This is a genomic window from Actinoplanes sp. CA-051413 (assembly GCF_050955795.1).
Taxonomy (GTDB): Bacteria; Actinomycetota; Actinomycetes; order Mycobacteriales; family Micromonosporaceae; genus Actinoplanes.
In genome coordinates, this window is record NZ_CP192100.1 from 814,134 (window position 1) to 839,610 (window position 25,477).

Sequence of the window (25,477 nt, forward strand, 5' to 3'; positions counted from 1 at the left end):
CAACTCACCGACGGACGCTGTTTCAGACGGGGCATCAGGGGCGGCTATCTGTCACCGACCTGGTGGAGGTCCGCTCACCACGAACCACCGTGGCAGTCCGCGTATGGTCCGCGCGGCACCGTCGAATTGCCGGTAACGGTGTCAGATCTTGTAAGGCGTATGTGCAGTTCGCGAGTCATTCGAGAGGCCCGACCACACCTCTGTCTTGATCTTATAATCCCCCGGTCGGGCATTTTGGCTTCAACGTCGGGCTGGTGCGCCAAGATCCGGAACCGAGCCACTTCGGACGTCCCGCGCGTAAGCCTGGGCGAGGCTGCCGCCCTGGAGCCCGATAAGGACGGCGTAGTAACGGTCAAGCTCATCCGCGCACGGCTTACAGATCCATCCGTAGGGTGGCTTCTCTGAGCGGCAGCCTCGTTGGCACCGCTCACAGGCCTTCGAGGAGGATCGCCTTGGTGGAGTCTCTGCCGAGGAGACGGAAGCCTCAGATGCCGGCCAGCCAGCTGCCCGTCGTGCCCTCCTTCGTTGCCGACGCACAGACGCCAACTCGGTCCTCCAGCTCGCGGCCCGCTTGGTAGCAGGACATCGACCATCATCGCGGTCGAGGTACACCCGGCGAAAGAAGGTTTATATGCCATCACTCGCAGCATGCAGAGGATGTGCAATGACCGCATCCCGCACGCCTAAGGAGAGCGGCGTTTCGCCAGCTAGATCGCGGTTCTGCCTCCGCGCCCGTCACTCATTCCTAAACCGTGTGTCGTAGGTTCGATTCCTACCGGGGGCACCATTGTGATGTCTCAAGACATCGGAAACCCCTGAACCCACGGTTGTGGGTTCAGGGGTTCTTCTTTTTCGGTGCGGGTCCGGGTGGTCGGCCGGTGGGCTGGTAGCGCTTGGTGGGGTCCAGGACGAGCTCGCGGAGGAGTTCGCCGGTGGCGGCGTCGATGATCCGGATGTTGAGGTCTTGGATCAGGATCAGGTCGTGGGTTCCGGTGTGGGTTCGCCCGACGCCGATGGAGTAGAGCTGGCCGCCGTGGCGCAGGGTGATCTTGCCGGCTTTGTCGATGCGGTCGTGGCGTAGCCGCTCGTGTGTCTGGCTGTTGGGTTGCTGGCCGGGGACGGCTTTCGGTCGGCTCTGGTAGGCGGTGGCCGGCGTGCAGTGTCGAGGCAGGGACCGGTGCGGTCGGCGGTGGTTGTATTCGTCGACGAACGTGTCGATCAGCGTCTGCAGGCCGGTGATGTCGGTCGGTTGGGCGGGTTGGGCCCGGAGCCATTTTTTCAATGTTTGCTGGAAGCGTTCGACTTTGCCGCAGGTGGTCGGGTGATTCGGCCGGGAGTTCTTCTGGGTGACTTTGAGGCGGTGCAGGTCTTGTTCGAGGCCGTTGCGGCCGCGGCTGCCGCGCAGGCTGCCGCCGGATAGGCGGGTGGTGAAGACCATGCCGTTGTCGGTCAGTGTCGAGGCCGGGGTCCCATGGCTGGCAACGGTTTCGCGGAAGGCTTGCCGGACGATGCTGCCGGTGACCCGGGGGTGAGCGGTGACTGAGAGGGCGTAGCGGGAGTGGTCGTCGATCCAGGACAGGATTTCGGCGTCCGGGCCGGGCCGTCCGTCGGGGTGCCGTAGCCGGTAGTGGGTGAAGTCGGCCTGCCAGCATTCGTTGGGCTGTTCGGCGGCGAAGCGGATGTAGGACGACTTCGGCCGTTTCGATGGTTCGGGGATGACCAGGTTCTGGGTGGTCAGGTGCCGGGCGATGGTGGCCCGCGAGACGGTGACGTGGTGGGTGTGGTGCAGATGCCAACGGATCGTGTCCGGTCCGGCGTCCAGGCCCCGCCCGGCGAGGTCTTTACGGACAGCCACGATCAGCTCGATCACCTCGGCGCTGACCGCGGTCGGTGACGAGCGGGGCCGGCGTGAGTGTGGCTCGAACGCGGCCTCACCCTCGGCCCCGTAGCGGGCGATCAGCTTGGACACCCAGCCTTTGGAAACCCCGTAGGCGCGGGCAGTCTCGGCCTGGCTACGACCCTCGACGACAACAGCGGTGATCACAAGACGGGCTTTGGACACCCCGCGACGATCACCGGCATCCAGAGTTTCCTATGTCCCGACACACCAGTTTCCGATGACCTGAGACATGGGTTTCCTATGTCTGAGCCAGGACACTACCGGGGGCACCACCCACACCGTCAGGCGCTGGCCGTCTCCGTCACGCCACGCTGACTCATCACGCCCAGCAGCTGCAGCTTCTCAAACCCCTCACTACCCCGAGGCGCCGTCAGCACCAGCAGGCACTGCGACTGGTCCTCCGTAAACAACGCCTGGCAGTCCAGCTCAATCTCCCCCACCACAGGATGAACCAGCACCTTGTGATCCCCGAACCGCCGGGTCACCTCATGCCGTTCCCAAAGCTCCGCAAACTCCGCACTAACCCCCTGCAAAGCCCGCAGCAGCTCCCCAGCCCGGGACCGCGCCCCCATAGCCCCATACGCAGCCCGCAGATTAGCCACCTGAGCCCGGCTCTGCCGATCCCGGTCCTCAGCCGGATACCGAAGCCGCTCAGCCGGATCCGTGAACCACCGATAGATCTCACTCCGAGCCAGCCCCGTATACCCCGACACATCCCCCAACAAAGCCGCAGCCATGGCGTTCTGGACGAGACGCTCGCCGAGACTCGACAGAATCAAAGCCGGGGTGTCGTCGAGGCGTTCCAACACCCGCATCAGCGCCGGCGCCACCTGTGTCGCCGCAGTCGCCGAGGCTGGGGCGTTGTGGCCGGCCACCCGGTACAGATAGTCCCGTTCCTCGTTGCTCAACCGCAGGGCCCGGGCCAGCGAGCCCAGCATCTGCTCGCTCGGCTGCGGTCCGCGCTGCTGCTCCAGCCGCGTGTAGTAATCAGTCGACATCGCCGCAAGCGACGCCACCTCTTCGCGTCGAAGTCCGACAGTGCGGCGGCGCAGGCCGGCGGGCAGACCGAGGTCGCTCGGCTGCAGGGATGCACGGCGGCGGCGCAGGAAGTCGGCGAGTGCGGCACGGTCCACCTGCCCAGTATCGTCGCCCTGCGCGGCACATCCAGGGACTTCTGATCCCCCGATGACGGATCTCTGCCGCCGGCCCGCCCGGCTGCCCAGACTTCACGGCATGAACATCTCCGGAAACACCATCTTCATCCCCGGCTCGACCAGCGGCATCGGCCTTGCCCTCGCCCTCGCGCTGCAGGCCCGCGGCAACACCGTCATTGTCGGCGGGCGGCGCGGTGACCTGCTGGAACAGATCGCCCGGGAACATCCCGGGCTCGACACCGTACGGATCGACACCGCCGACCCGGCCAGCATCGACGCCGCCGCGCAGCAGGTGCTCGGCCGGCACCCTGACCTCAATGTGATCGTCACGATGGCCGGGATCATGCGGGTCGAGGACTGGCACACCCCGTCCTCCTTCCTCGCTTCCGCCGAGGCGACCATCACCACCAACGTCCTCGGCCCGATCCGGCTCATCGGCGCGTTCATCGACCACCTGCAGAAGCAGCCCGACGCGACGATCGTCTCCGTCTCCTCCGGCCTGGCGTTCGTGCCGCTCCGGGTCACGCCGAGCTACAACGCCTCCAAGGCCGCGATCCACATGCTCAGCGAGTCGTTGCGGCTGCAGCTCGCCGACACGTCCGTGAAGGTCGTCGAGCTGGTGCCGCCTTCGGTGCGGACCGCGCTGCTGCCGGGCCAGGAGACCAGTGACTTCGCGATGCCGCTCGACGAGTACGTGTCGGAGGTCGTGTCCCTTCTTCAGGACCAGCCCGACGCCAAGGAGATCCAGGTCGACCGGGTCAAGTTCCTCCGGTACGCCGAGGTGCGCGGCGAGTACGACCAGGTCGTCCAGACAGTGAACGCCGCCGACCCGCACGGGAAGTGACGACATGAGCAGCCAGACTGTCCTGATCACGGGCGCGTCCAGCGGGTTCGGTGCGTTGGCCGCGCGGGCCCTGGCCCGCGCCGGGCACATCGCGTACGCGGGCATCCGCGACCCGAACGGCCGCAACGCCCCCGCCGTGGCCGACGCAGCCGAGTACGCGGCCCGGCACGGCGTGGATCTTCGCACCGTGGAGCTCGACGTCACCGCCGACGAGTCCGTCCAAGCAGCCGCCCGGACGATCGGCCGGCTCGACGTGGTCGTGCACAACGCCGGGCACATGGTCACCGGACCGGCGGAGGCCTTTACCCCCGAGCAGCTCGCGGCCCTGTACGACGTCAACGTGCTCGGCGCTCAGCGGGTGAACCGCGCGGTGCTTCCGCAACTGCGGGCGCAGGGTCGCGGCCTGCTGGTGTGGGTGGGCAGCACCAGCACCCGCGGTGGCACCCCGCCCTATCTCGGCCCGTACTTCGCGGCCAAGGCTGCCATGGATGCCCTGGCCGTCAGCTACGCCGGTGAGCTGGCCCGCTTCGGCATCGAGACCTCCATCGTGGTGCCGGGCGCCTTCACCTCCGGCACCAACCATTTCGCGCACGCCGGCAGCCCGGCCGACACCGCGACCGTGGCCGCCTATGAGGAGAAGTACGCCGGTCTCATGGACCACGTCGGCGAGGCTCTGGCCGCGCTCACCCCGCCCACCGCCGACGTCAGCCAGGTGGCCGACGCAATCACGACGATCGTGGGCACGCCGCACGGAAAGCGCCCGTTCCGGGTGCACATCGATCCGAGCGACGACGGCAGCGAGGTGGTCAGCGCGGTCGCCGACCGCATCCGCAGCGAGTTCCTGCGCCGCATCGGCCTGGCCGACCTGCTGACGCCGGCCACCGCCGGCTGATCGCGAGGCCCGCCAAGACGACGGGACCTGCTGACGCCGGCCACCGCCGGCTGACCGCGGGGCCCGACAAGAGCACGGGACCTGCTGACGCCGGCCACCGCCGGCTGACCGCGGGGCCTGCCAGGACCACAAAGCAACGGTACGCAGAAAGCAGCCGCTAGCCTCAACGACCATGAACGACTGCGAGGCCGTCGTGCCCGTCGAGTGTGCATCGTGCGACGGGCCGGCGGCCGCGCGGGTCTACGAGACGATCATCGACGGTCGCCTGCACTGGGTGCTGACCCACGACTGTGGGGACACCTTCGTCGAGGCGATGGGCTGGCACGAGACACCCGACGACTTACGCCAGGCCTTGCTGGATCAGTGCGGCATGTACCGGCTCCGGTTGTCCGGGGAGATCACCGGCAGGGTCGCCGTGATGCGCGTCCTCCGGAGGAGCGGAACCTCTCTGGCCGACGTACCGGAAGCGCTGGCCGCCCTGACCGACCCCGGGCGGTCCGGCACCGAGATGGAGTTGCAGCTCCTGGCCGGCCGGCTGCGGGCGGCGGGCGCATCGGCCACGGTGGAACGGGTTCGGGATGCCACGGACGGTTAGGGTTGTGGGCACAGGCCGCAACCCACTGCTCATGCCGTACGTTCACTGACCGTCCGTTCCCGTTCCGAGCCAGGGCGAGGGCCTCGTATGAATGTGATCGATCTGGACCGGCCGGCCGTCGTACCCCCTGCTCCCCGGCGCAAGCCGCGCCTGCTCGTCGCCTCCGCGCTGGTGATCGGCGCCGTCCTCGGCGCCTGCGCCACTTACGGCTGGTCCGTGCACCGGCAGACCGTGGCCCGGGAGCGGCAGGTCGCCGTTTTTGTCTTCGCCGAGGCCAGCCCGTTCGTCGACGGATTGCCCGCGGACACCGTCGTCTCCGGCGGCCGGGTCGCGACCGTCACGCTCACCCGGCGGGTGACGCTCGTCAACGCCGGTCCGCTGCCGATCGACATTCGTGACCTTTTCGCGTCGCGGCCCGGGGTCAGCGTGCGCGGGGTGAACAAGGAGCGCTGGGTCGAGCCCGGTGCGACGGTGCTGGCCGACGCCGACGTGCAGGTCGACTGTGCACACGGGCTGCCGCTCGGCCGGCTCCCGGTCACGCTGTCGGTGCGGACCTTCGACGACGAGGACCGCGAGGCTCGCCCCCGCGACGGCTTCGACGGCACCCCCTGGAGCGAACAGGCCGAGGTCGCCTGCGCCGGCTGACCAAGCCGGGCGACGGGAAAGCAAGCCGACGGGAAAGCAAGCCGACGGGAAAGCAGGTCGGCCGCAAAAGCTAGATCTCGAAGGCCCGCCGGCAGTGGGGGAGCAGCGCCCGCAGCACCATGCTCTCGCCGCGCCACACCAGCGCGAGCATCGCCGGCAGCTCGACGTCCTCGATCGGCACCGACCGCACCCCCTCGTGCTCGGCGGTCATCGACGCGCTGAGGATCGCCACTCCCAGGCCGCGGGCGGCCAGGTCCAGGATCGCGCCCGGTGCGGTCGCCTGCAGCGCCACGGCCGGGCGGATCCCGGCGGCCGCGCAGGCCTGGTCGAGCACGCCGCGGACCCCGGTGCCCACCGGCAGGCAGATCAACGGGTACGCCGTCAGCCGACGCAGAGGCACCGTCTCCCGCTCGGCCAGCGCATGATCCGGCGCCACGGCGGCGACCAGTCCTTCGCTGACGATGGTCATCGACTCCAGCCCGTCCGGCATGCCGCCCGCCACCGCCGCCAGCGCGATGTCTAGGCGGCCCGCGCGCACGTTCTCGAGCAGCGCGTCCGAGTTGTCCTCGCTCAGCGCGATCGTGATCCGGGGGTGCCGGCGGTGGAACGAGGCCAGCGCGTCGAACAGGGGCGTCACCGTGCAGCCGGTCACCATGCCGATCCGCAGCTGGCCGCGGACCAGGCCGTTCACCTCGTCGCAGGCGGTGCGGATGGCCTGGGCCGCCGCCAGCGCGGTGCGGGCGTGCGGGAGCGCCGCGGCCCCGGCCGGGGTGAGGCGGACCATGCGGGCGGAGCGGTCGAAGAGGTCGGCGCCGAGCTCGCGTTCGAACTGGCGGATCTGGGCGCTGACGCCGGACTGGGTGATGTGCACGCGGTCCGCTGCGCGGGTGAAGTTGGCCTCCTCGGCCACCGCCACGAAGTATTCGAGCTGCCGGAGATCCATGAGCGCAGATACTAGCTACGACAAGAACTATCTGTTGGACTTCTCACTCCCGCGTGTCAAGACTAGTCGCATGACCGACCGCGAGAAAGCCACCAGGCCCGAGGATCTCACTCGGTTGTTCGTCGAGCGCGCGAACGCCAAGGACGCCGAGGGCATCGCCCTGCTCTATGAGGAGGACGCCGTCATGGCCTACCCGCCCGGGCAGCAGACCGTCGGACGGGAGGCCATCCGCAAGCTGTGGGAGCAGGCTTTGGCTCACATGCCGGCCTTTGAGCCGGAGCCGCCGCTGCCCACACTGATCAGCGGCGAACTGGCCCTGACCTCGACCCCGCCCAAGGACGGCTCCGGCGCCCGCGCCCAGGTGGTCCGCCGGCAGAGCGACGGCACCTGGTTGCGGGTGCTGGACCAGCCCGAGTTCGTCCAGCCGGAGCGATCGGCTTAGAGCTTGGCGAGGATCGCCTGGCCCGCCGCCTCGGCGGAGGCGGGGTTCTGCGCGGTGATCAGGTTGCCGTCGACGACCACGTGCGACGCCCAGGCCGGGGCGGACTCGAAGACGGCGCCGCCGGCGCGCAGCCGGGTCTCCAGCAGCCACGGCGCGTTGTCGGCCAGGCCGGCCTGCTTCTCCTCCTCGTCGGTGAACGCGGTCAGCTTGCGGCCCTTGAAGAGCCAGTTGCCCTCCGCGTCACCGGCGGCCAGGAAGGCGGCCGGGCCGTGGCAGAGCGAGGCGACGACCTTGCTGTCGTCCGGCAGCATCGCGGCCAGGATGCGGGCCACGTCCGGGTTGACCGCCAGGTCCTGCATCGGGCCGTGCCCGCCGGGGATGAAGACCGCGTCGTAGCCGGCCGGGTCGACGTCCTCGAGCCGGGCCGGCGACTCCAGCAGGTCCTTGACGGTGTCCAGGTAGGCCCGCAGCTCCGGGCCGGACTCGTCACCCAGGCTCGCTTCGTCGGCCACCGGGACGCGGGCGCCCGGCGTCGCGATGGTGACGTCGTGCCCGGCCTCGATCAGCAGGCGGTACGGCGTGACGAACTCCTCCGCCCAGTATCCGGTCGGGTGCTGGGTGCCGTCCTTGAGACTCCACACCCGGGCACCGGAGAGCACCAGCAGGACAGATGACATCAGAACCTCCACGAGTCGACTTCTGCTGTCACCGTACGCCGGACGGTCCTCACCATCCACGCACTGATGCACCAAGAGTTAGCACCGTCTCTTTTTTGCCTCTAACGGGGCCAGCTAGGCTGGGCGCATGCAGGAGGACGTCTGCACCCCCGCGGTGTGCACCAACAGCGACCTCATCGTGGGCTTCGCCAACAGCGGCACCGAGCTGACCGCCTGGCTCACCCGGTATGCCGGCGAGCCCATGGTCGACGAGGTCGACGTCGTCGCCGCCCGTGATCTGCGGGCCGCCCTCCTGACGCTGCTGCGGGCACACTCAGGCTGCGCGGCGCAGGACGAGGTGGCGGGGGCCCAGGGCTATCTGGAGCGCATCGCCGCCCGCTATCCGCTGGTCCCGCGGATCAGTGCCGAGGGCTGCACGCTGGTGCCGGCCCAGACCGGGGTGCTCGGGGTCTTCGGCGCGGTGCTCGCGGCCGTCACCAACCTGGCCTACCAGGGCGGCTGGCCGCGGGTGAAAGTCTGCAAGAACATCGGGTGCCACGAGGCTTTTTTCGACAAGACGCGGAATTCCTCGGGGCTCTACTGCAGCCCGGCCTGCAGTTCCCAGGTCTCGATGCGGGCCTACCGGAGCCGGCGGCGCAGCGCTTGAGCACGGCGCGCAAGTGAAGCCGCCAGGTCGCCGGGGGTCGCGCGTCGCTGAGTCGTACGCCTCATGTGCGAGCAGCTGACCACCCGGTTCGCCGCTGTACTGACCGCAGAACCTGCGGTTTTCGGGCGACCGGTGAGCCCGCCTGGCGACTCGGGCGTCAGCGTACACGGGTGGGGCGAACCGCCGGCCGGGCCAGATTCCCGTGCGGCTGCGGGGAAACCGATTCGTGCTACCGTGAGTGTGTTCCCGTTTCGAATCCGTTGACGTTCTCCGCGCCCGATGGGTATTCGCTCCCGTCCGGCGCATTTTTCGTTTTCGACGTCGCGACACCTCTCCAGACGGGCAAAAAAATGATCATCCAGAAGAGCGCCATCATCGCCAAACTCCGCGAACGTGGGCTGACTGCGCGGGCCGACTGGGTCGACCGGGAGCTCCCCGACGACGTCGACCCGTTCCTGCACAGCGGTCTGCTGTCCACCCTGCACCTCGATCTCAAAGAGCTGCAGAGCCCGCCCGCCCCCACCCCATAAGAGCATCGGATCGGTCAATGAACTCCACGGACAACAACGACGCCGACTTGTTCCTCGCTCCGGCCGGAAGCGCCGCGCCGCAGGACAAGTCGGAGGTGGCCGACAACAGCGCCGAGGCGATGACGAAGCTGCGTGATCCGTTCGCCGTCGAGGGCGCTGAGCCCACCAAGCCCGGCGAGCGCCAGGCGACCGCCGAGGCGCACTAGGCGTTCGGCACGGTCGGCCATGGCTGCCTCGCGGATGACATTCGCGGCCGCCGCAGGGATCACGGTCCTTTCGGTGGTGACTGTGGAATCGGGACCGGTGACGGTCCTGCAGGCCGCCGGCGACCTGGACATGGACACGGCCGGCCGGTTCACCCGGCAGGTCGACCGGGCCGTTGCCGCCTGCGGGCCCAGGATCCTGGTCGTCGACCTGGCTGATCTCGGCTTCCTCGGCGCGGCCGGCGTCTCGGCGCTGCTCGACGGCGGAGACCGGGTCGGCCGCGGCGGTGGACGGCTGCGCCTGCGCCGGCTGTCCCGTTCGGCCCGCCTGGCCCTGTGGGCCAGCCGCACCCTGGATCTGTTCGAGGTCGAGGACGAGCCGGCGGTGGGCACGGACTGCCGGTCCGGACGAGCGATGGCAGACTGACCCGGTGCAACGCCGGTGCCCGGGGTTGTCCGGTGGGCGCCCAGGACTGTCCCGCCCACCGTCTGCCGCTGGTCCGCTGGATTGACGTTGCCACCTTTCCCCGCTCGGGACGACTCCGCTCCGGAGGACTCCGCCGGCGGTCGCCTCGCGGTGCTGGACGACGTCCCGGCCACGGGCTCGGCCTGCGGGGTGGGGCGCCGGTTCGTGGCCGGCACGCTGCGCGGCTGGGGAGTCCCCGATGAACTCGTCGAGATCTCGGTGCTGATCACCAGCGAACTGGTCGCGAACGCGGTCAACCACGCCCCGCCACCCGGATACCTCCAGGTCCAGGCGGACGACGAGCGGATCCGCATCGAGGTCAGCGATGCCGGTGGAGCCGAGCCCCGGATCGTCCGGCCGGGTGACGCCGTGGCCGGCGGCCGGGGGCTGCTGCTCGTCGACCGGCTCGCCGCCCGCTGGGGTTGGAAAGTCCGGCCCCGGGGAAAAGTGGTGTGGTGCGAGGTGAGCCTCCCGGCCGCCTCCCAGCAAATGTAGGCTGCGATTCGTGGGTGATTCGGAAGCTCCGGATGACCGGCAGAGGGCCAGGGCTGCGAGCTTGGACGAGTGGGAGCGCCGTCTCGACGCACGCGAGAAGGCGGCGGACGAGCGTGATCGGCGTGCCGACCAGCGCGAACGGGACGCTGACCGGCGCGAGCTGGACGCTGACGCGCGGGAGGCCGACGCCACCGAGCGCGAGCGCAAGCTCGACGACGAAGCCGAGCATCAGGCCGAGCGGACGGTGGACCCGATCGGGCGTTTCCGGGACGCGATCGAGCGCACCTCGGCCAAGACCGACCGCAGCAACGAGTTTCTGCAACGCTCCCGGGCGGCGGTCCAGCGCGGCGTCGACCGCATCGACCGGGTCCGCCTGGAGACCTCCCGGTCGGCCGATGAACGGGCCGACAGCGAGCCCGAGGCCGCCGGCGACTGACCAGCGCCGGTCAGCGCACCTCGATCTCCAGCAGCGAGTAGCCGTAGTCGGTCGAGCGCGCGGTGCCGTACATCCGGACCAGCCGGGCCGGAAGCTTCGGCACCTGCACAGTCACGTCACCGCCCGCGCTGTCGGTGGTGCTGAAGACCTGCTTCCACTTCCGGCCGTCGGTCGACAACTCCACCCGGTACGCGGTGGCGTGCGCGTTCTCCCAGCGCAGCAGCACCTCACTGATCTCCCAGCTCTTGCCGAGGTCGACCGTGAGCCACTGCGGGTCGCTGAAACCGCTGCTCCACCGGGTCGCGCTGTTGTTGTCGATCGCGTAGGCGGGTCCCCAGGACGACCGCTCGACGCTGGAGGCCGTGGCCCGCGAGCCGAGGGCCAGGTTCCGGCCGGTGGTGTTGACCGCGGCTGTGGGCTTCCCGACCGGCTTGCCCGAGCGGCTCGCGGCGGGCGATCCGCCGGAGGAGGCCGGCCCACCGGACGAGGTCGAGCCGGCCGAGGTCGAACCGGCCGAGGCGGCCGATCCGGTGGACGCCGTGTCGCTGCCGACCCCGGCGGACGCCTCCGCGCCCGGTGCGGTGATTCGCATGGTGGGAGCAACGGCCGGCGGGAGCACGGGCGCGGCCTGCGGTGCCGGTGGATCGGCGCGATCGTGCGACCACCACAGCGCGCCGGCCACCAGGACCAGGACAGCGGCGGCCGCGGTCAGGATCCAGGACCTCGGCCGGCGTGGCGGAACGGCGTCGGTGGCCACCGGCTGAGGCTGCGGGTCCGGTGCTGGGGACGGGACCACGCGGGGCGGGCGGAAACCGGTCGCCCGGGCCAGGGGAGTGCGGGCAACGGTCCGGGGTCCGGGCGCCGGCCGTTCGGGTGCGACGGTGCCGGGGTGCGGGCCGGCGAAGGGAACCCTTGTCGGCAGCTCGGGGCGGTCGCCGGGTCGCTGCTCGGCAGGCTTCGCCATCGTGGGCCTTCCTCCACGGGGACGCGCCTGACCGGAGAGTCCCGAGCGACCCACCTTAGTGGAGCCCGTGTTACGGGATGACGACCATCCGGCGGTCGGTGCGGTGCCAGGCCGTGGTGACGTCGCTCAGCCGTACCGTCTCGTGGTCGACCGTCAGGCGGCCGGCCGCCGCGTGCGCGGCGACCAGGGTGAGGGCCGCCGACCTTTGCGCCGGGTTCAGTTCGTTGTTGGTGTAGCCGAGGATGCGCAGCGAGCCGGCGCGCAGCGTCGCCGAGTCCAGCGGCGCGGTCTCGCCCGCCGCACTGCCCAGGTTCACCAGCCGGCCGCCGGACCGCAGCGTCCGCAGGGCGGCCGCCGCGGGAATCCCGAACAGCGGATCCAGGACCAGATCGACCGGGCCGTCCGTGGCCGACTTCAGCCGGGCCGCCAGCTGGGCGACATCGTCGCCGTCCTTCAGCGGTACGACCTCAGCCGCCCCCGCTTGCGCAGCCCGCTGCCGTGCGGCGTGGGAACGAGCAGCCGCGGTCACCCGGCCGGCCCCGGCCAGCAGGGCCAGCTGTACGGCGGCCTGCCCGACCACACCGCCCGCGCCCAGCACCAGCACGTGCTCGCCCGGTTGCAGTTCACCGCGCCACGTCAGGGCCATCTGCGCGGCCACCGCCGACAGTCCGAGCGCCGCGATCAGCCGGTGATCGACGTCGTCCGGCAGCTCCACGGTGTCGGCGGCGCGCACGGCTGCGTACTCGGCGAGACTGCCGTCGCCCGGGCGCATACCCGCGGTCGTGGGGAACCAGACCGCGGTGCCGTCGTCGCGGGTGCCGACCCCCTGCACGCCCGGGACGTACGGGGTGGCCGGTGCGCCGAAGTACGACGTACCGGATGCGCACAGCAGGTCGAGCGGGGTGATGGACGCGGCGGTGACCCGTACCAGGATCTGGTCCGCGGCCGGCACCGGCACCGCCCGGTCGCCGACCTCCGGGGGCGCGCCGCAGGCGTGCAGGAGCGCGGCCCGCATCACGTGGCGATGTCCGGGTACGGCATCTCGAAGTGCGCGAGCCGCGCCCCGAACGCCTTCTGGTATTCCAGCGGCCCGTGGTCGCGCTCGAACATCGCGATGAACAGGGTCAGCGTCAGGAACGGGTGCGCACCGAGCGAGAAGAGCGTGACGTGGTCGTGGGCGGCCAGCGCCTCGCGTTCCTCGTCGGTGAAGCGCAGCCAGGTGCTGGCCTCACCGGCGTGGCAGTTCAGCACGGTGTTCGCGCACTCGGTCTCCCACCACGTCACCGTGCCGCGCGGGTCCTCGCGGTACCGCTCGACCAGCTCGGGATCGCGGTCGACGGTGTAGAGGAACTTGTCCACCAGGTACTTGCTCACGCGTCCACCCCGTTCGGATACCAGGTGAAGTACGCCTCCATGGTGTGGAACAGGTCGAGACTGTCCACATAGTCGGCCTTCTGGCCGGCGCCGGCGACGCCCATCATCAGCATGAAGTCCATGAAGCCGTGGGTGGCGTTGCCGGGGGAGTGCAGGCTGTCCAGGGTCACCTCGGCCAGGCAGCGTTCCAGGTCACCGGTGGCGATCCACTCGACGGCCTTGCGGTCGAAGTCGGGGTCCGGCCCGTGCGGCCCGAACTGGCGCGGCCCGCCCAGTTCCAGGGAGAGGTGGCCGGTACCGATCACCGCGACCCGCAGGTGGCTGGGCCAGGACTCGACGATGTCGCGGATCGTCTGGCCGAGCTGGACGAAGCGCTTCGGCTGGGGCAGCGGCGGCGCGAAGATGTTGGTGTAGATGGGCACGATCGGCAGGTCGGCCTCGGGCCGCAGCGTGATGATCGGGCAGGTGATGCTGTGGTCGATCCGCAGCTCGTTGCTGAACGCCAGATCGAAGCCCTCGTCCAGACCCGCCCGCAGGATGTGCGCGGAGAGGTCCTCATTGCCCTTGAGCAGCATCCGGGGCAGGCCGAACTCGCGTTCCTCGTTGTAGAAGTTGGCGTCGTAGAACGGCGCCTTGCCCACCAGGAACTGCGGCATGTTGTCCAGCCAGAGCTGGTGGAAGTGGTCCGAGCCGACCATCACCAGCACGTCCGGGCGGGCCCGGGTCAGCGTCTCCCGGAACGCGGTGATCTTGCGGACCCACTCGTCCGCGAACGGCGGGCGGTCCTCGCCGGTGGCCGTACTGGCCTTGTAATAGAAGGGGTGGTGGGTGGAGGCGATCACCGCGACGACGGTGGCCATGCCGGCTCCTTAGTCCTCGTAGACCGCGTTGCGGTCGACGGTCAGGTAGACATCCATGCCGATCGGGTTGCGGCGTTCCTCGGCCAGGTGGCCGAGCAGGCCGGCCGCGCGGGCCAGCAGCGCGAAGCCGCGCAGCAGATCCACGGGCAGGCCCAGGTCGGCCAGGGCCGCGCCGCACACGCCGGCACCGTTCAGCGGCAGGGTGCGGTTGAGCACCTGCGGGTGCACCCGGCCGATGGCCTCGAACAGGCGCAGGTGCGGGCCGCGCAGGCCCTCCTCTTCCGCGATGCGGATCAGGACGGGGGTACGCGGGTCCTGCTTCTTGTGCACCGGATGCCCGAGCCCCGGCACGAACTTCTTCGCGGCGCGGGCTTCGGTGACAGCGGCCAGCGCGAGGGCGTCGAAGCCCGCGTCGTCTTCCGGTACGCCGTCAGCCAGCACCCCGGCCAGGAACCGTCCACAGTCCTCGGTCACACCCAGGAAGCGCGAGCCGCCACCGAGCAGGCCCGCGGCCAGCGCGCCCTGCAACGACTCCGGCGCGCTCAGGTAGGTCAGGCGGGCGGCGATCGCGGTCGGGGTGAAACCGTGGTCGGCCAGCGCGACCAGCACGGTCTCGAAGACCCGGACCTCCCCCGGGGTGGGCCGGCGGCCGGCCACCAACCAGTACGCCAGCTCGCCGAAGCCCACCTTGCCCATCAGGTCGGCGGCGAGATCCTGGCCGAGCAGCCGGATCTGCGTCTCGTCCGAGGTGCCGATCGCGGTCGGGAACCTCAGTCCTTCGTCAGCCACGCGCGAATCTCCTCACCGTGTTCGTCGAGTCCGGGCGGGGGCAGCTCGTAGCTCGCCGGGGTGCCGGAGAACGTGATCGGGTTGCGGACCCCGGGCACCCCGCCGGTCTCGACCACCGGGTCCAGCCCCAGCTCCGCGGCGAGCGCCACGCCGCCGTCGATCGTGTTGATCGGCGCGCAGGGCACCCCGGCCGCCAGCAGGTCGCGGAACCACTCGTCCTTGGTGCGTTTGCTGAGCCGTTCCACCAGCAGCGGGCGCAACTCCTCGCGGTTGGCCGTACGGTCCTGGTTGCGGCCGAAGCGCGGGTCGTCCGGCAGCTCGGCCAGGTCGAGCACCTGGCACAGCTTGCGGAACTGGCCGTCGTTGCCGGCGATGACGATGAGCTCGCCGTCGGCGGTGGGCAGCGGCTCGTACGGGAACAGGCTCGGGTGCGCGTTGCCCATCCGGAACGGGACCGTGCCCCCGGCGACGTACGCGCTGGAGTGGTTGACCAGTCCGGACAGCGCGGAGGAGAGCAGGTTGACCTCGACGTGCTGGCCGGTGCCGGTGGCCCCGCGGTGGTGCAGCGCGGCCAGGATGCCGATGCTCGCGTGCAGCCCGGCCATCACGTCGAAGACCGAGATGCCGGCCCGGTACGGCGAGCCGTCGGGGTCCCCGGTCAGGCTCATGAGTCCGGAGATCGCCTGGACCATCAGGTCGTAGCCGGGGTAGTTGGCGCCCGCGCCGGTGCCGAAGCCGCTGATCGACGCGTAGATGATCTTTTTGTTGCCGGCCGCGACCGTGTCGTAGTCCAGCCCGAAGCGCTTGAGCCCGCCCGGCCGGAAGTTCTCGATCATCACGTCGGCCCGGCCGGCCAGGCGCTGCGCCACGTCGAGGTCCTCGGGCTTCTTCAGGTCCAGCGCGATCGAGCGCTTGTTGCGGTTGATGCCCAGGTAGTACGTCGAGACGCCGTCGCGCACCGGGGGCATCCAGGTGCGGGTGTCATCGCCGGCCGGGCCCTCGACCTTGATCACCTGGGCGCCGAGGTCGGCGAGCAGCATGGTCGCGTACGGGCCCGCGAGGATCCGGGAGAAGTCCGCGACGAGCAGTCCGCTGAGGGGTCCCATGTGCCGCCTTTCCAAGGTCTGACCGCTAGACGGACAAGCGTCCGCGCAATCGCCAGTCTCGACTCGGAGGCGCTGGGCTGTCAACCGTCACCGTGCCGAAACATGCCCTTGACACTGCTGGTGAGCCGCAACACACTGGCGCCGAGGCAGTGACCGTCAGACGGACGCCTGTCCGGAGGGAGTTGACCGGGAATGACCGACAGTGTTCTGTTCCGCAACGGCACCGTGCTGACGATGGACGATCGGCACACCGTGCTGCCGAACGCCGACGTGCTGGTGATCGATCAGCGCATCGCCGAGGTCGGGGTCGGACTCACCGCCCCCGAGGGCGCCACGGTGATCGACGCGACCGGCGGCATCCTGATGCCCGGCATGATCGACACCCACCGGCACATGTGGCAGACGGCGATGCGCGGCTACGGCGCCGACTGGACCCTGACCCAGTACTTCGTCTGGTACTACCTGGAATCCGGCAAGCTGTTCCGCCCCGAGGACATCCACGCGGGCAACCTGCTGTCCGCCCTCGAAGCGCTCGACGCGGGCGTCACGACGACCGTGGACTGGTCGCACGGCCTGCAGACGGTTGAGCACGCGGACGCCGCGGTCGACGCGCTGCAGGCGGTGCCCGGGCGGTTCGTGCTCGCGTACGGCAACATCCAGCAGGGCCCGTGGCAGTGGTCCGCGACTCCGGAGTTCCGCGACTTCGTGAGCCGGCGGTTCACCTCGGGCGACGACATGCTCGGCTTCCAGATGGCGTTCGACGTCACCGGCGACCCCGCCTTCCCGGAGAAGGCGGCCTTCGAGGTGGCCCGCGAGCTGGGCGTGCCCGTCACCACGCACGCCGGGGTCTGGGGCGCGACCAACGACGACGGCATCCGGCTCATGCACGAGCACGGCTTCATGACCCCGCAGACCATCTACGTGCACTCGGCGACGCTCAACCAGGACTCGTACCACCGGATCGCCGCCACCGGCGGCTCGGTCTCCGTCGCCACCGAGAGCGAGCAGAGCGCCGGCCAGGGCTACCCGCCCACCTGGGCCCTGCGCGACCACGGCATTCCGGTGTCGCTGTCCCAGGACACCAGCGTCTGGTGGAGCGCCGACCTGTTCTCCGCGATGCGCACCACGCTGGGCGCGGACCGCTCCCGGGAGCACATGGAGGCCCACCGGAAGGCCGAGACAGTGACCCACCTGCATCTGCGCGCCGAGCAGGTCGTCGACTGGGCCACCCGCGGCGGCAGCAAGGCCCTCGGGATGGACTCGGTCGTCGGCAGCCTGGAACCGGGCAAGAAGGCCGACGTGGTGCTGCTCAAGAACGACGACTCGCCGGCGATGTTCCCGATCCTCAACCCGTACGGCCACGTGGCCTTCCAGGCGCAGCGCGGCGACGTGCACACCGTGCTGGTCAACGGCCGGATCGTCAAGCGGGATCACAAACTGGTCGGCGCCGACCTGGCCGCCGCCCGGGAGAAGATCGGCCGGACCGTCGAGTACCTGCGGGCCACGCTGGGCGAGGAGGCCTGGGCACGCGGAATGAACCCGGACGTGCCCGAGACGAAGGTGGGGGAGAACCCGTACCAGTACACCGAGTGGGACGCCGGCTCGGCGCAGTGGAAGCATTAGCCGGTCGGATCATCACGGGAGGGGGCTCGATGGCACGGGAGACCGGTCCTGACTTCATCGAGGCCCTCGCTCGCGGGCTGGACGTGGTGCGCAGCTTCCGGCCGGGCCGCCGGGTGTCGACACTGAGCGAGATCGCCGCCGACACCGGACTGGCCCGGCCCACCGTGCGCCGGATCCTGCTGACGCTCACCGAGCTGGGCTACGTGCGGGCCGTCGAGCGCGGATACACGCTTACCCCGCGGGTGCTCGAGCTCGGCATGGCGTACGTGAACTCGCTGGACATGTGGGACGTGGCCCGCCCGCACATGGAACGCCTGGTCGCGCTGACCGGCGAGTCCACCTCGATGGCCCAGCTCGACGGCTCCGACATCGTGTACGTGGCCCGGGTCGCGGTGCCCAAGATCGTCACGCTGGCCGTGTCGATCGGCACCCGGTTCCCCGCCGCCGCCACCTCGATGGGCAAGGTGCTGCTGGCCGCCCTGGATCCCGCGCAGCTGGAGAAGGTGCTGGCGGAGCCGGGCCGGTCCGGCATCAACGCCCGCTGGCAGCCGGACCGCGCGGCGCTGGACGCCACCCTGCGCGAGGTGCGCGCCAAGGGCTGGGCGCTGGCCGACCAGGACCTCGCCCTGGGCATCCGGTCGATCGCCGCCGGCGTCCGCAACGGCGACGGCAAGGTGGTCGCCGCGCTCAACGTCACCGTGCACGCGGCGGAGACGTCTGTCGATAAGTTGACAGGCGAGTATCTGCCGTTGCTGCTGCATGCGGCCGCAGACATAAGCCACGACTGGTCTTTGCTGGATACCGCGCCGATGGTGGTCCGGGGCTGATGAGCGCGACCCGGCTTTCTTAAGGCTCCCCTACTGGCAGGAACCGGTCGCTTACGGGCAGGATCGGCGCATGACGACCGCCGGCCGCCTGCCATACCCGATCGCCCTCACCGGAGACGGCATCTCGCTGCGCGAATGGCGGGACGAGGACCTCGACGATCTGGTGCGGCTGCTCGACGAGCCCGAGATCGCGCGCTGGACGCCGATGCCGTCCCCGTTCGACCTCGAAGCCGGCGTCGCGTACCTGAAACGGGCCCGGCAGAGCCGGGCCAGCGGCCAGCGCATCCAGCTGGCGATCACCGTCGACGGCACCCGCCCGGTCGGCGAGGTGCTGCTCTTCGGCGTCGACGCCGGCGTGCGCGAGGCCGAGCTGGGCTACCTGATCGGGGCCGCCTACCGCCGGCGCGGCCTGGCGTCCGCCGCCCTCTCCCTGCTTTCCTCCTACGCCCGCAGCACCCTGGGCCTGAGCCGCCTGGTGCTGCGCATCGACCCGGCCAACACGGCGAGCTGTGCCGTGGCCCGGCGCTGCGGTTACCGGCTCACCGGCGAACCACCCATCCTCCAGGAAGGCCCGTACGGCCCGAGCAGCCTCGACACCTGGGAACTGGTCTCGGCCGGCGGCGGCACGCGGCTGGAACGACTGAGAAATGTCGCAGCCCGGCGCTACGGTCGACGCGGGTGAAAGGTGGTTCCCATGGACGTGGACCGCAGACAGGTCATGGCCTACCGGGTGGCCGCGCTGGGTCTCGCCGAGCGCGGCAAGAAGCGCCCCGGTGACCTGCCCGTGCTCGACCTCGGCGTGCAGGAATACACGCCCGGCTCGGTGCAGGTGGCGCTGGCTGCCCGCACCGACGCCGAGCTCGCCGACGACCGCCTCCTGATGGTGTGGGCGGCCCGCGGTGCCCCGCACCTGCACCGCCGCAAGGATCTGAAGTCACTGGTCAAAGCGCTCTGGCCGGTCAGCGACTCGGACGCGGCGGCCCGGATCAAGAGCGGGCAGATCCCCGAGGGCGGCAAACTCGGCATCCGGGCGTTCACCGTGACCGCGCAGGCGTTCCGCGACGTGGTGCACTCCTCGATGCCGCGCGGCGAGGTCAGCACCCAGGTCAGCGCGCGGGTGCCGGCGGAGCTGACCTACGACTGCCGCAGCTGCGCGGCCCGGCACATCGCCGGCAACGTCTGGCAGCACTCCGGGCTGGCCGGAGGCGTCCAGGTCGAGTCCCGCGGCAAGGACGCGACGCTCGGCCCGATCCGCGACGCCCCGCCACTGCCGACGGAGAACGCGGGCATTGAAGCGCTGATCAGGACCTATCTGCGGTTGCTGGGGCCGGCGACACCACTGGAGCTGGGCAAATATCTGGGCAGCTCCACGGCGGAGATGAAGAAGGTCTGGCCCGACGAGCTGGCCGAGGTGCGGATCGACGGCCGCAAGGCCTGGCTGCCGAGCGGGGCGATGGCGGAGCTGGCCGCTGCTGAGCCGGTGCCGGGGGTGCGGCTGCTGCCGGCGATGGACCCGTTGCTGCAGGCGCGCGACCGCGATGTGCTGGTGCCGGATCGGGCGCAGCAGAAAGAGATCTGGAAGCTGCTGGGCAACCCGGGCGTGCTGGTGATGGACGGTGAGATCGCCGGGGTGTGGCGGGCGAAGATGGCCGGGAAGAAACGCGTCGATGTGACGGTGACGGCGTTCCGTGCGCTCTCGGCGAAGGTGCGCAAGGCGGTGGAGGAGGAGGCGGCCGTGGTGGCCCGGGCCCGGGACGCGGCCGAGGCGACGGTCAGCTTCGGTTGAGCCCGCCGCCGGCCGGGGTCTTGCTCTCAGCTGCTGGGGGCTACCAGGTGGATGGGGGTAGGTCCGGGTGGGTTGTGTCGCGGCCGGGGCGGCAGCGGTAGGCCAGCGCCGCCACGATCACCGTGCCCCATACCGCCGCGACCGCCGCCGCGCCCCACCAGCCGAAGACGGCCAGGGTCAGGGCCGCGGCCCAGATCACCACGCCGGTCAGCACCAGCGACAGCGGCATGCGCCGGCGGGTGGGCAGGTCGCCGCGCATCCGGGCGCAGAAGTCCGGGTCGTCCCGGCGGAGCTGGCGTTCCAGCTGCGCCAGCCTGCGGCTGTCTTCCTTGCTGAGCATGTCGCCACCTCCGGCGGGGCCCGGACTGAAAGGCACATCGACCGGGGCCGTTGGGCGACCCTGATCCCTGCCATTGTTACCCGCCGGTCATCGAATTCATACAGTCGGGGCACTTGCGTTCATGCCGGGTTCATGGGCGGTTGCGAGGTTCGCCGGCATCGTCTGCGCGGCACGGAAGACCCAGATCCGCATGAGCAGGAAACGCACCCCGGTGGCGACCAGGTTGGCCGCCACCAGCACGCCCAGTTCCACCGTGGTCGGTGGGTCGCTCACCGCGTGCAGCAGCCCCAGCGAGCCACTGGTCAGGCCCAGCCCGACGGCGAAGACGACCAGCCCTTGCGCCTGGTGACGCCAGGCGCCGTCGTGGCCGCGTACCCGGAAAGTGAGCCGCCGGTTGGCCGCCGTGTTCGCCACCGCCGTCACCAGCAGCGCGACCAGGTTGGCCGCCTGCGGGCCGACGCCGGTGCGCAGCAACGCGTAGAGCAGCAGGTAGGCCAGCGTGCTGGCCACCCCCACCGCGGCGAAGCGCAGCAGTTGGCCGGTGAGCCCGGCCGGCACCCCGGCGACCGGCAGCGGGTTGCGGCCCAACTGCTCACGCAGGGCGCCGAGGGGCAGCCGGCCGGTGCCGAGCGCCCGGGTCAGCCGGGCGATGCCGCGCAGGTCCGCCAGCGCCGTGGACACGATGTCCACCCGGCTGTCCGGATCGTCGACCCAGTCCACCGGCACCTCGTGGATGCGCAGCCCGGCGCGTTCGGCCAGCACCAGCAGTTCCGTGTCGAAGAACCAGCCGGTGTCCTCGACCATCGGCAGCAGCCGGGCGGCCACGTCCGCGCGGATCGCCTTGAAGCCGCACTGCGCGTCGGAGAAGCGGGCCGCCAGGGTGCCGCGCAGGATCAGGTTGTAGGTGCGGGAGATGAACTCGCGCTTGGCGCCGCGGACGACCCGGGAGCCACGGGCCAGCCGGGAGCCGATGGCCAGATCCGAGTGGCCGGAGATCAGCGGGGCGACCAGCGGCAGCAGCGCGCCGAGGTCGGTCGACAGGTCGACGTCCATGTAGGCCAGGACGGCCGCGTCGGAGTGGGTCCACACGAACTTCAGCGCCCGGCCGCGGCCCTTCTCGCTCAGGTGCACCGCGGTGACGCCGGGCAGCACCTCGGCGAGGCGGTCGGCCACCTCGGCGGTGGAGTCGGTGCTGGCGTTGTCCGCGATGGTGATCCGGAAGCGGTACGGGAACCCGTCCCGCAGGTACGCGTGCAGCCGGCGTACGCACGGCTCGAGGTCGATCTCCTCGTTGTACACCGGGACGACCACGTCGAGCACCGGAGCAACGGCCCGCACCTGGTCGTCGGCGTACGAGGGCAGCGTGGAAAGGCTCATGCCACCAAGGTCGACTCCCAGGCTTTGCCCGGATTGTGGCGAACCTGTGGCGGCCCTATGAGTTTCGTGGTCCGCGGCTGACACGCCGGCCGGGCGGCCCCCTACGTGGAGAGCCGCCCGTGGTCCGGTCGTCATCTACCGGGTGGTGAGGTCGTAGAGGGTCACACCGTCGACGGTCCGGCTGGTGAAGTTCGCGCTGACCCACTCGGAGATCTGCGAGCTGGCGTTGCTGCCGCCCGAGCCGGTGCCCCCGCGGCCGCCGCCGAAGCCACCACCGCCGAAGCCTCCGCCGCCGATGAAGTAGTGGATCTTTCCTTCGGCGACGTACTGCTGGAACTGGGCCAGGGTGGGGGACGGGTCGCTGCCGTTGAAGCCGCCGATCGCCATCACCGGGTCTCCGGTGGCCAGCTGATAGCCGGAGGCGCTCTGCGAGCCGACCGCGGCGGCGACCCAGGTGTACCGGTCGGCGTTCGCGTCCAGCAGCGACTTCATCTCGTCGCTGACCGTGGCGGCGTTCAACAACCCACCCATGCCGCCACCACCGCGCATACCGCCGCCGGTCGCCGTCCCGCCGGTCGCCGTCCCGCCTGGAGCGGTGCCGCCGGTAGCAGTCCCGCCCTGAGCGGTGCCGCCCTGAGTGGTGCCGCCGGGGAAACCGCCGCCCGGGAAACCGCCGCCGGGGACGCCACCCGGGAACGTGCCGCGCTGACCGCGGCCACCACCGCCGCCGGGCCCACCGCGACCGCCGAAGCCGCCGCCCTGCGAGGCCGGGCCGGCCGAAGGGATCGAGCCGGTATGCGGCGTGGCCGCCGTCTGCACCGCGTACGCGGCCGGTCCGGCCAGTACAGCGGCCAGGGCAAGACCCGCGGTGATCAGGGCCAGCCGAGCCGGCAGCCGCAGCCCCGCCAGCATGCCCAGCGCCGCCACGATGCCGCCGGCCAGCACCACCCAGCGCAGCCAGGGCACGAAGTCGGCGCTGCGGCCGAGCAGATGGAAGGACCACCAGGCGCTCACCGCGATCGCCGCCGCCAGGGTCAGCGCCGCGAAGATGTTGTTCCGGCGCCGCCACAGCAGCACCGAGCCCATGCCGACCACCGCGCCGATCGCCGGGGCCAGCGCCACCGTGTAGTACGCGTGGAAGATGCCCTGCATGAAGCTGAAGACGCCGGCGGTGATGACCAGCCACGAGCCCCACAGGATCAGCCCGGCCCGCAGCCGGTCGGTACGCGCCGCGCGCAATGTCAGCACCAGCCCGGCGACCAGCACGATCAGTGCCGCCGGCAGCAGCCACGAGACCTGGCCACCCTGCGAGCTGTCGAACATGCGCAGCAGCCCTGACTCACCCCACATGCCGCCACCCGCGCCGCCGCCACCACCGACGCTGCCGGTCTCCTCGCCGTTGAGCCGGCCCAACCCGTTGTAGCCCAGGGTCAGCTCCAGCAGGCTGTTGTTCTGCGAACCGCCGATGTACGGCCGCATCGAGGCCGGCACCAGCTCGACGATCGCGATGTACCAGCCGGCCGAGACGACCACCGCCAGCCCGGCGAGCAGCAGCTGCCCGATCCGCTTGCCCAGCTTCGGCGGGCCGGCGAACAGGTACGCCAGCGCGTACGCCGGCACCACCAGCAGCGCCTGGAGCATCTTGGTGAGGAAGCCGAAGCCGACGAACACCCCGGCCAGCACCAGCCACTTCGTCGAGCCGTTCTCGATGGCCCGGACGGTCGCGTAGGCGCCGGCCACCATCAGCAGCACGAGCAGGGCGTCCGGGTTGTTGAACCGGAACATCAGCACGGCGACCGGGGTCAGCGCCGACACGGCTCCGGCGAGCAGACCGGCGGCCGGGCCGTACCAGCGGCGGACCGTGGTGAACAGCAGGCCGGCCGTGGCGACACCCATCAGTGCCTGCGGCACCAGGATGCTCCACGAGCTGAGGCCGAAGATCCGGACCGACAGCGCCATGATCCACAGTGAACCGGGGGTCTTGTCGACGGTGATCGAGTTCGCCGCGTCGGACGAGCCGTAGAAGAACGCCTTCCAGCTCTCCGAGCCGGCCTGCACAGCCGCCGAGTAGAACGCGTTGCCCCAGCCGGAGGCGCCCAGTCCCCAGAGGTAGAGGACGCCGGTGAGCAGCAGCAGGGCGAGCAGCGCGGGCCGTACCCAGGGGGAGTCGTCCGCGCGGCCGCGCAAGAACCCCGGCCAGCGGGACCGGGGACGGTCCGGCGGTGGGGGCGCGGCCGGCGGCGGGCCGGCCGGCGACACCATCGGCGGTACGGGCAACGTCGAGGTCATCGGGGTTCCTTAGAGAGGCAGGCGGAAGCTCTGACCTCGTTACTGTCTTCCGCCTGCCTGTCGGCCCCTTATGCCCATCCTGTGGGCCGGCTGTGGGATCAGCTCGCGCGTCGTTTCGCCGCTGCGGTCGCGAGCCGGTCCAGCACCCCGACGGTCGGTTCCCAGCCCATGCACGCGTCCGTGACGCTCTGCCCGTACGCCAGCTCGCCGCCCAGGTCCTGGCGTCCCGGGATCAGGAAGCTCTCCAGCATCACGCCCTTGATGCCCTGCTGGCCGGCCTCCAGCTGGCCGGCCACGTCGTCGGCGACGATCGGCTGGCGCAGGTGGTCCTTGTTGCTGTTGCCGTGCGAGCAGTCGACGATGAGCCGCTCCGGCAGCCCGGCGGCGCGCAGCTGGCCGAGCGCGGCGTTGACGTCGGCGGCGCTGTAGTTCGGGCCCTTGCCGCCGCGCAGCACCAGGTGGCAGTCCGGGTTGCCGGTGGTGTGCATGATCGCCGGGGTGCCGGAGACGTCGATGCCGGGGAACACGTGCTGCGCCGCTGCGGCGTTGATCGCGTCGATGGCGGTGGCGATGCTGCCGTCGGGCCGGTTCTTCATGCCGATCGGCATGGACAGGCCGGAGGCGAGCTGCCGGTGCACCTGCGATTCCACCGTACGGGCGCCGATCGCACCCCAGGCCACGGTGTCGGCGATGTACTGCGGGGTGATCGGGTCGAGGAACTCGACGCCGACCGGCAGGCCCCGGCCCAGCACCTCGAGCAGCAGCGCCCGGGCGACCCGCAGGCCCTTGCCGACGTCGCCGGTGCCGTCGAGTCCCGGGTCGTTGATGAGTCCCTTCCAGCCCACGGTGGAGCGCGGCTTCTCGAAGTACACCCGCATCACGATCAGCAGGTCGTCGGCGAGCCGGGCGGCTTCACCGCGCAGCCGGTCGGCGTACTCCGTGGCGGCGACGGGGTCGTGCACGGAGCACGGGCCGACGACGACGAGCAGGCGCGGATCTCGGCCGTCGAGCACGGCCTCCACCTGCCGGCGGCTGTCCAGCACGGTCGCCGACAACTCGTGGGTCAGCGGCAGCTCGTGATGGAGCAGCGCGGGGCTCATCAGCGGCACGACGGTCTCGATGCGCTGGTCGCTGACCCGCTGCACCTCGGGGATGGTCACGGCTGTCTTCTCCTCCGCCGGGACCGGGGGCCGGCAGCCCCGGTGTGACCGGCATTCGTGCAAACGAAAAGGCAGCGACGAATGTCGCTGCCTCGGCCGGCCCTACGGGGTGTC

Annotated in this window: 29 protein-coding genes; 15 read left to right on the forward strand and 14 right to left on the reverse strand. The window is 70.7% G+C overall.

Annotated features, from left to right (window positions below):
* Positions 1-835: 835 nt before the first annotated feature.
* Both ACQP2Y_RS03795 and ACQP2Y_RS03800 read right to left on the reverse strand, forming a co-directional pair.
* Positions 836-2,062: an integrase core domain-containing protein gene (locus ACQP2Y_RS03795; protein WP_433724628.1), complete on the reverse strand. Its 1,227-nt coding sequence runs from the start codon at positions 2,060-2,062 to the stop codon at positions 836-838.
* A 119-nt stretch (positions 2,063-2,181) separates the two neighbouring features.
* On the reverse strand, positions 2,182-3,033 hold the full coding sequence (locus ACQP2Y_RS03800; RefSeq protein ID WP_433724630.1) for a helix-turn-helix transcriptional regulator: 852 nt from the start codon (positions 3,031-3,033) through the stop codon (positions 2,182-2,184).
* 100 nt (positions 3,034-3,133) lie between these two features.
* Between ACQP2Y_RS03800 and ACQP2Y_RS03805 the strand changes: the two genes are divergently transcribed.
* The 4 genes from ACQP2Y_RS03805 (at position 3,134) to ACQP2Y_RS03820 (ending at position 6,030) form a co-directional block, all read left to right on the forward strand.
* The gene (locus ACQP2Y_RS03805) at positions 3,134-3,898 is read left to right on the forward strand and encodes an SDR family oxidoreductase (RefSeq protein WP_433724632.1); all 765 of its coding nucleotides are present in this window, start codon (positions 3,134-3,136) and stop codon (positions 3,896-3,898) included.
* A 4-nt stretch (positions 3,899-3,902) separates the two neighbouring features.
* Positions 3,903-4,790 carry an SDR family NAD(P)-dependent oxidoreductase gene (locus tag ACQP2Y_RS03810; protein ID WP_433724634.1) on the forward strand — a complete coding sequence of 296 codons (888 nt, stop codon included), beginning with the start codon at positions 3,903-3,905 and terminating at the stop codon, positions 4,788-4,790.
* Positions 4,791-4,962: 172 nt separating this feature from the next.
* On the forward strand, positions 4,963-5,385 hold the full coding sequence (locus tag ACQP2Y_RS03815; protein ID WP_433724636.1) for a hypothetical protein: 423 nt from the start codon (positions 4,963-4,965) through the stop codon (positions 5,383-5,385).
* A gap of 87 nt (positions 5,386-5,472) precedes the next feature.
* Positions 5,473-6,030 (forward strand): hypothetical protein, encoded by a 558-nt coding sequence (locus ACQP2Y_RS03820; protein ID WP_433724638.1) that lies wholly within the window; start codon positions 5,473-5,475, stop codon positions 6,028-6,030.
* Positions 6,031-6,100: 70 nt separating this feature from the next.
* Here the strand turns inward: ACQP2Y_RS03820 and ACQP2Y_RS03825 are convergent, their stop codons facing one another.
* A complete protein-coding gene (locus tag ACQP2Y_RS03825) occupies positions 6,101-6,973 on the reverse strand; it encodes a LysR substrate-binding domain-containing protein (protein ID WP_433724640.1) in 873 nt (290 codons plus the stop codon).
* 70 nt (positions 6,974-7,043) lie between these two features.
* Between ACQP2Y_RS03825 and ACQP2Y_RS03830 the strand changes: the two genes are divergently transcribed.
* Positions 7,044-7,415 carry a YybH family protein gene (locus ACQP2Y_RS03830; protein WP_433724642.1) on the forward strand — a complete coding sequence of 124 codons (372 nt, stop codon included), beginning with the start codon at positions 7,044-7,046 and terminating at the stop codon, positions 7,413-7,415.
* Here ACQP2Y_RS03830 and ACQP2Y_RS03835 read toward each other — a convergent pair.
* Positions 7,412-8,092, reverse strand: a complete 681-nt coding sequence (locus tag ACQP2Y_RS03835) for a type 1 glutamine amidotransferase domain-containing protein (RefSeq protein ID WP_360815308.1) — start codon at positions 8,090-8,092, stop codon at positions 7,412-7,414. The genes ACQP2Y_RS03830 and ACQP2Y_RS03835 overlap by 4 nt on opposite strands.
* 127 nt (positions 8,093-8,219) lie before the next feature.
* Here ACQP2Y_RS03835 and ACQP2Y_RS03840 point away from each other — a divergent pair, with 127 nt between their 5' ends.
* From ACQP2Y_RS03840 to ACQP2Y_RS03865, 6 genes are all read left to right on the forward strand, one after another.
* Entirely contained in the window at positions 8,220-8,738 is a 519-nt protein-coding gene (locus ACQP2Y_RS03840) for a CGNR zinc finger domain-containing protein (protein WP_433724644.1), read from the forward strand.
* Between the two features lie 350 nt (positions 8,739-9,088).
* Positions 9,089-9,268, forward strand: coding sequence for a hypothetical protein (locus tag ACQP2Y_RS03845; RefSeq protein WP_433724646.1), 180 nt, complete (start codon positions 9,089-9,091; stop codon positions 9,266-9,268).
* A 17-nt stretch (positions 9,269-9,285) separates the two neighbouring features.
* Positions 9,286-9,474, forward strand: coding sequence for a hypothetical protein (locus ACQP2Y_RS03850; RefSeq protein WP_433724648.1), 189 nt, complete (start codon positions 9,286-9,288; stop codon positions 9,472-9,474).
* 73 nt (positions 9,475-9,547) lie between these two features.
* Positions 9,548-9,898, forward strand: coding sequence for an STAS domain-containing protein (locus ACQP2Y_RS03855; protein WP_433724650.1), 351 nt, complete (start codon positions 9,548-9,550; stop codon positions 9,896-9,898).
* An 87-nt stretch (positions 9,899-9,985) separates the two neighbouring features.
* Positions 9,986-10,432, forward strand: a complete 447-nt coding sequence (locus tag ACQP2Y_RS03860) for an ATP-binding protein (protein ID WP_433724652.1) — start codon at positions 9,986-9,988, stop codon at positions 10,430-10,432.
* Between the two features lie 61 nt (positions 10,433-10,493).
* Positions 10,494-10,868, forward strand: coding sequence for a hypothetical protein (locus ACQP2Y_RS03865; protein ID WP_433724654.1), 375 nt, complete (start codon positions 10,494-10,496; stop codon positions 10,866-10,868).
* Positions 10,869-10,878: 10 nt separating this feature from the next.
* Here the strand turns inward: ACQP2Y_RS03865 and ACQP2Y_RS03870 are convergent, their stop codons facing one another.
* The 6 genes from ACQP2Y_RS03870 to ACQP2Y_RS03895 form a co-directional block, all read right to left on the reverse strand.
* Positions 10,879-11,832: a discoidin domain-containing protein gene (locus tag ACQP2Y_RS03870; RefSeq protein ID WP_433724655.1), complete on the reverse strand. Its 954-nt coding sequence runs from the start codon at positions 11,830-11,832 to the stop codon at positions 10,879-10,881.
* A gap of 70 nt (positions 11,833-11,902) precedes the next feature.
* Positions 11,903-12,847, reverse strand: coding sequence for a quinone oxidoreductase family protein (locus ACQP2Y_RS03875; protein ID WP_433724656.1), 945 nt, complete (start codon positions 12,845-12,847; stop codon positions 11,903-11,905).
* On the reverse strand, positions 12,847-13,206 hold the full coding sequence (locus tag ACQP2Y_RS03880; RefSeq protein WP_433724658.1) for a hypothetical protein: 360 nt from the start codon (positions 13,204-13,206) through the stop codon (positions 12,847-12,849). Before ACQP2Y_RS03880 ends, ACQP2Y_RS03875 begins: the two co-directional genes overlap by 1 nt.
* Positions 13,203-14,066 (reverse strand): extradiol ring-cleavage dioxygenase, encoded by an 864-nt coding sequence (locus ACQP2Y_RS03885; RefSeq protein ID WP_433724660.1) that lies wholly within the window; start codon positions 14,064-14,066, stop codon positions 13,203-13,205. Before ACQP2Y_RS03885 ends, ACQP2Y_RS03880 begins: the two co-directional genes overlap by 4 nt.
* Positions 14,067-14,075: 9 nt before the next feature.
* On the reverse strand, positions 14,076-14,855 hold the full coding sequence (locus ACQP2Y_RS03890; protein ID WP_360820645.1) for a citryl-CoA lyase: 780 nt from the start codon (positions 14,853-14,855) through the stop codon (positions 14,076-14,078).
* Complete coding sequence (locus tag ACQP2Y_RS03895; protein ID WP_433724662.1) at positions 14,837-15,961, reverse strand: CaiB/BaiF CoA transferase family protein; 1,125 nt, start codon at positions 15,959-15,961, stop codon at positions 14,837-14,839. The genes ACQP2Y_RS03890 and ACQP2Y_RS03895 overlap by 19 nt, the downstream gene beginning before the upstream one ends.
* Positions 15,962-16,153: 192 nt before the next feature.
* Here ACQP2Y_RS03895 and ACQP2Y_RS03900 point away from each other — a divergent pair, with 192 nt between their 5' ends.
* The 4 genes from ACQP2Y_RS03900 to ACQP2Y_RS03915 all read left to right on the forward strand — a co-directional run bounded on the left by ACQP2Y_RS03900 (position 16,154) and on the right by ACQP2Y_RS03915 (position 20,197).
* Positions 16,154-17,584 carry an amidohydrolase family protein gene (locus tag ACQP2Y_RS03900; RefSeq protein ID WP_360820649.1) on the forward strand — a complete coding sequence of 477 codons (1,431 nt, stop codon included), beginning with the start codon at positions 16,154-16,156 and terminating at the stop codon, positions 17,582-17,584.
* Between the two features lie 29 nt (positions 17,585-17,613).
* On the forward strand, positions 17,614-18,411 hold the full coding sequence (locus ACQP2Y_RS03905) for an IclR family transcriptional regulator domain-containing protein (protein WP_433724664.1): 798 nt from the start codon (positions 17,614-17,616) through the stop codon (positions 18,409-18,411).
* A 70-nt stretch (positions 18,412-18,481) separates the two neighbouring features.
* Positions 18,482-19,093: a GNAT family N-acetyltransferase gene (locus tag ACQP2Y_RS03910; RefSeq protein WP_433724666.1), complete on the forward strand. Its 612-nt coding sequence runs from the start codon at positions 18,482-18,484 to the stop codon at positions 19,091-19,093.
* Between the two features lie 12 nt (positions 19,094-19,105).
* A complete protein-coding gene (locus tag ACQP2Y_RS03915) occupies positions 19,106-20,197 on the forward strand; it encodes a DNA glycosylase AlkZ-like family protein (protein ID WP_433724668.1) in 1,092 nt (363 codons plus the stop codon).
* A 40-nt stretch (positions 20,198-20,237) separates the two neighbouring features.
* Here ACQP2Y_RS03915 and ACQP2Y_RS03920 read toward each other — a convergent pair whose 3' ends face one another.
* The 4 genes from ACQP2Y_RS03920 to ACQP2Y_RS03935 form a co-directional block, all read right to left on the reverse strand.
* The gene (locus ACQP2Y_RS03920) at positions 20,238-20,537 is read right to left on the reverse strand and encodes a DUF3040 domain-containing protein (protein WP_433724670.1); all 300 of its coding nucleotides are present in this window, start codon (positions 20,535-20,537) and stop codon (positions 20,238-20,240) included.
* 96 nt (positions 20,538-20,633) lie between these two features.
* Positions 20,634-21,914 (reverse strand): glycosyltransferase, encoded by a 1,281-nt coding sequence (locus tag ACQP2Y_RS03925; RefSeq protein WP_433724672.1) that lies wholly within the window; start codon positions 21,912-21,914, stop codon positions 20,634-20,636.
* A gap of 135 nt (positions 21,915-22,049) precedes the next feature.
* Positions 22,050-24,203 carry an ArnT family glycosyltransferase gene (locus tag ACQP2Y_RS03930; RefSeq protein ID WP_433724674.1) on the reverse strand — a complete coding sequence of 718 codons (2,154 nt, stop codon included), beginning with the start codon at positions 24,201-24,203 and terminating at the stop codon, positions 22,050-22,052.
* Positions 24,204-24,301: 98 nt separating this feature from the next.
* Positions 24,302-25,363 carry a 3-deoxy-7-phosphoheptulonate synthase gene (locus ACQP2Y_RS03935; protein ID WP_433724676.1) on the reverse strand — a complete coding sequence of 354 codons (1,062 nt, stop codon included), beginning with the start codon at positions 25,361-25,363 and terminating at the stop codon, positions 24,302-24,304.
* Positions 25,364-25,477 lie beyond the last annotated feature (114 nt).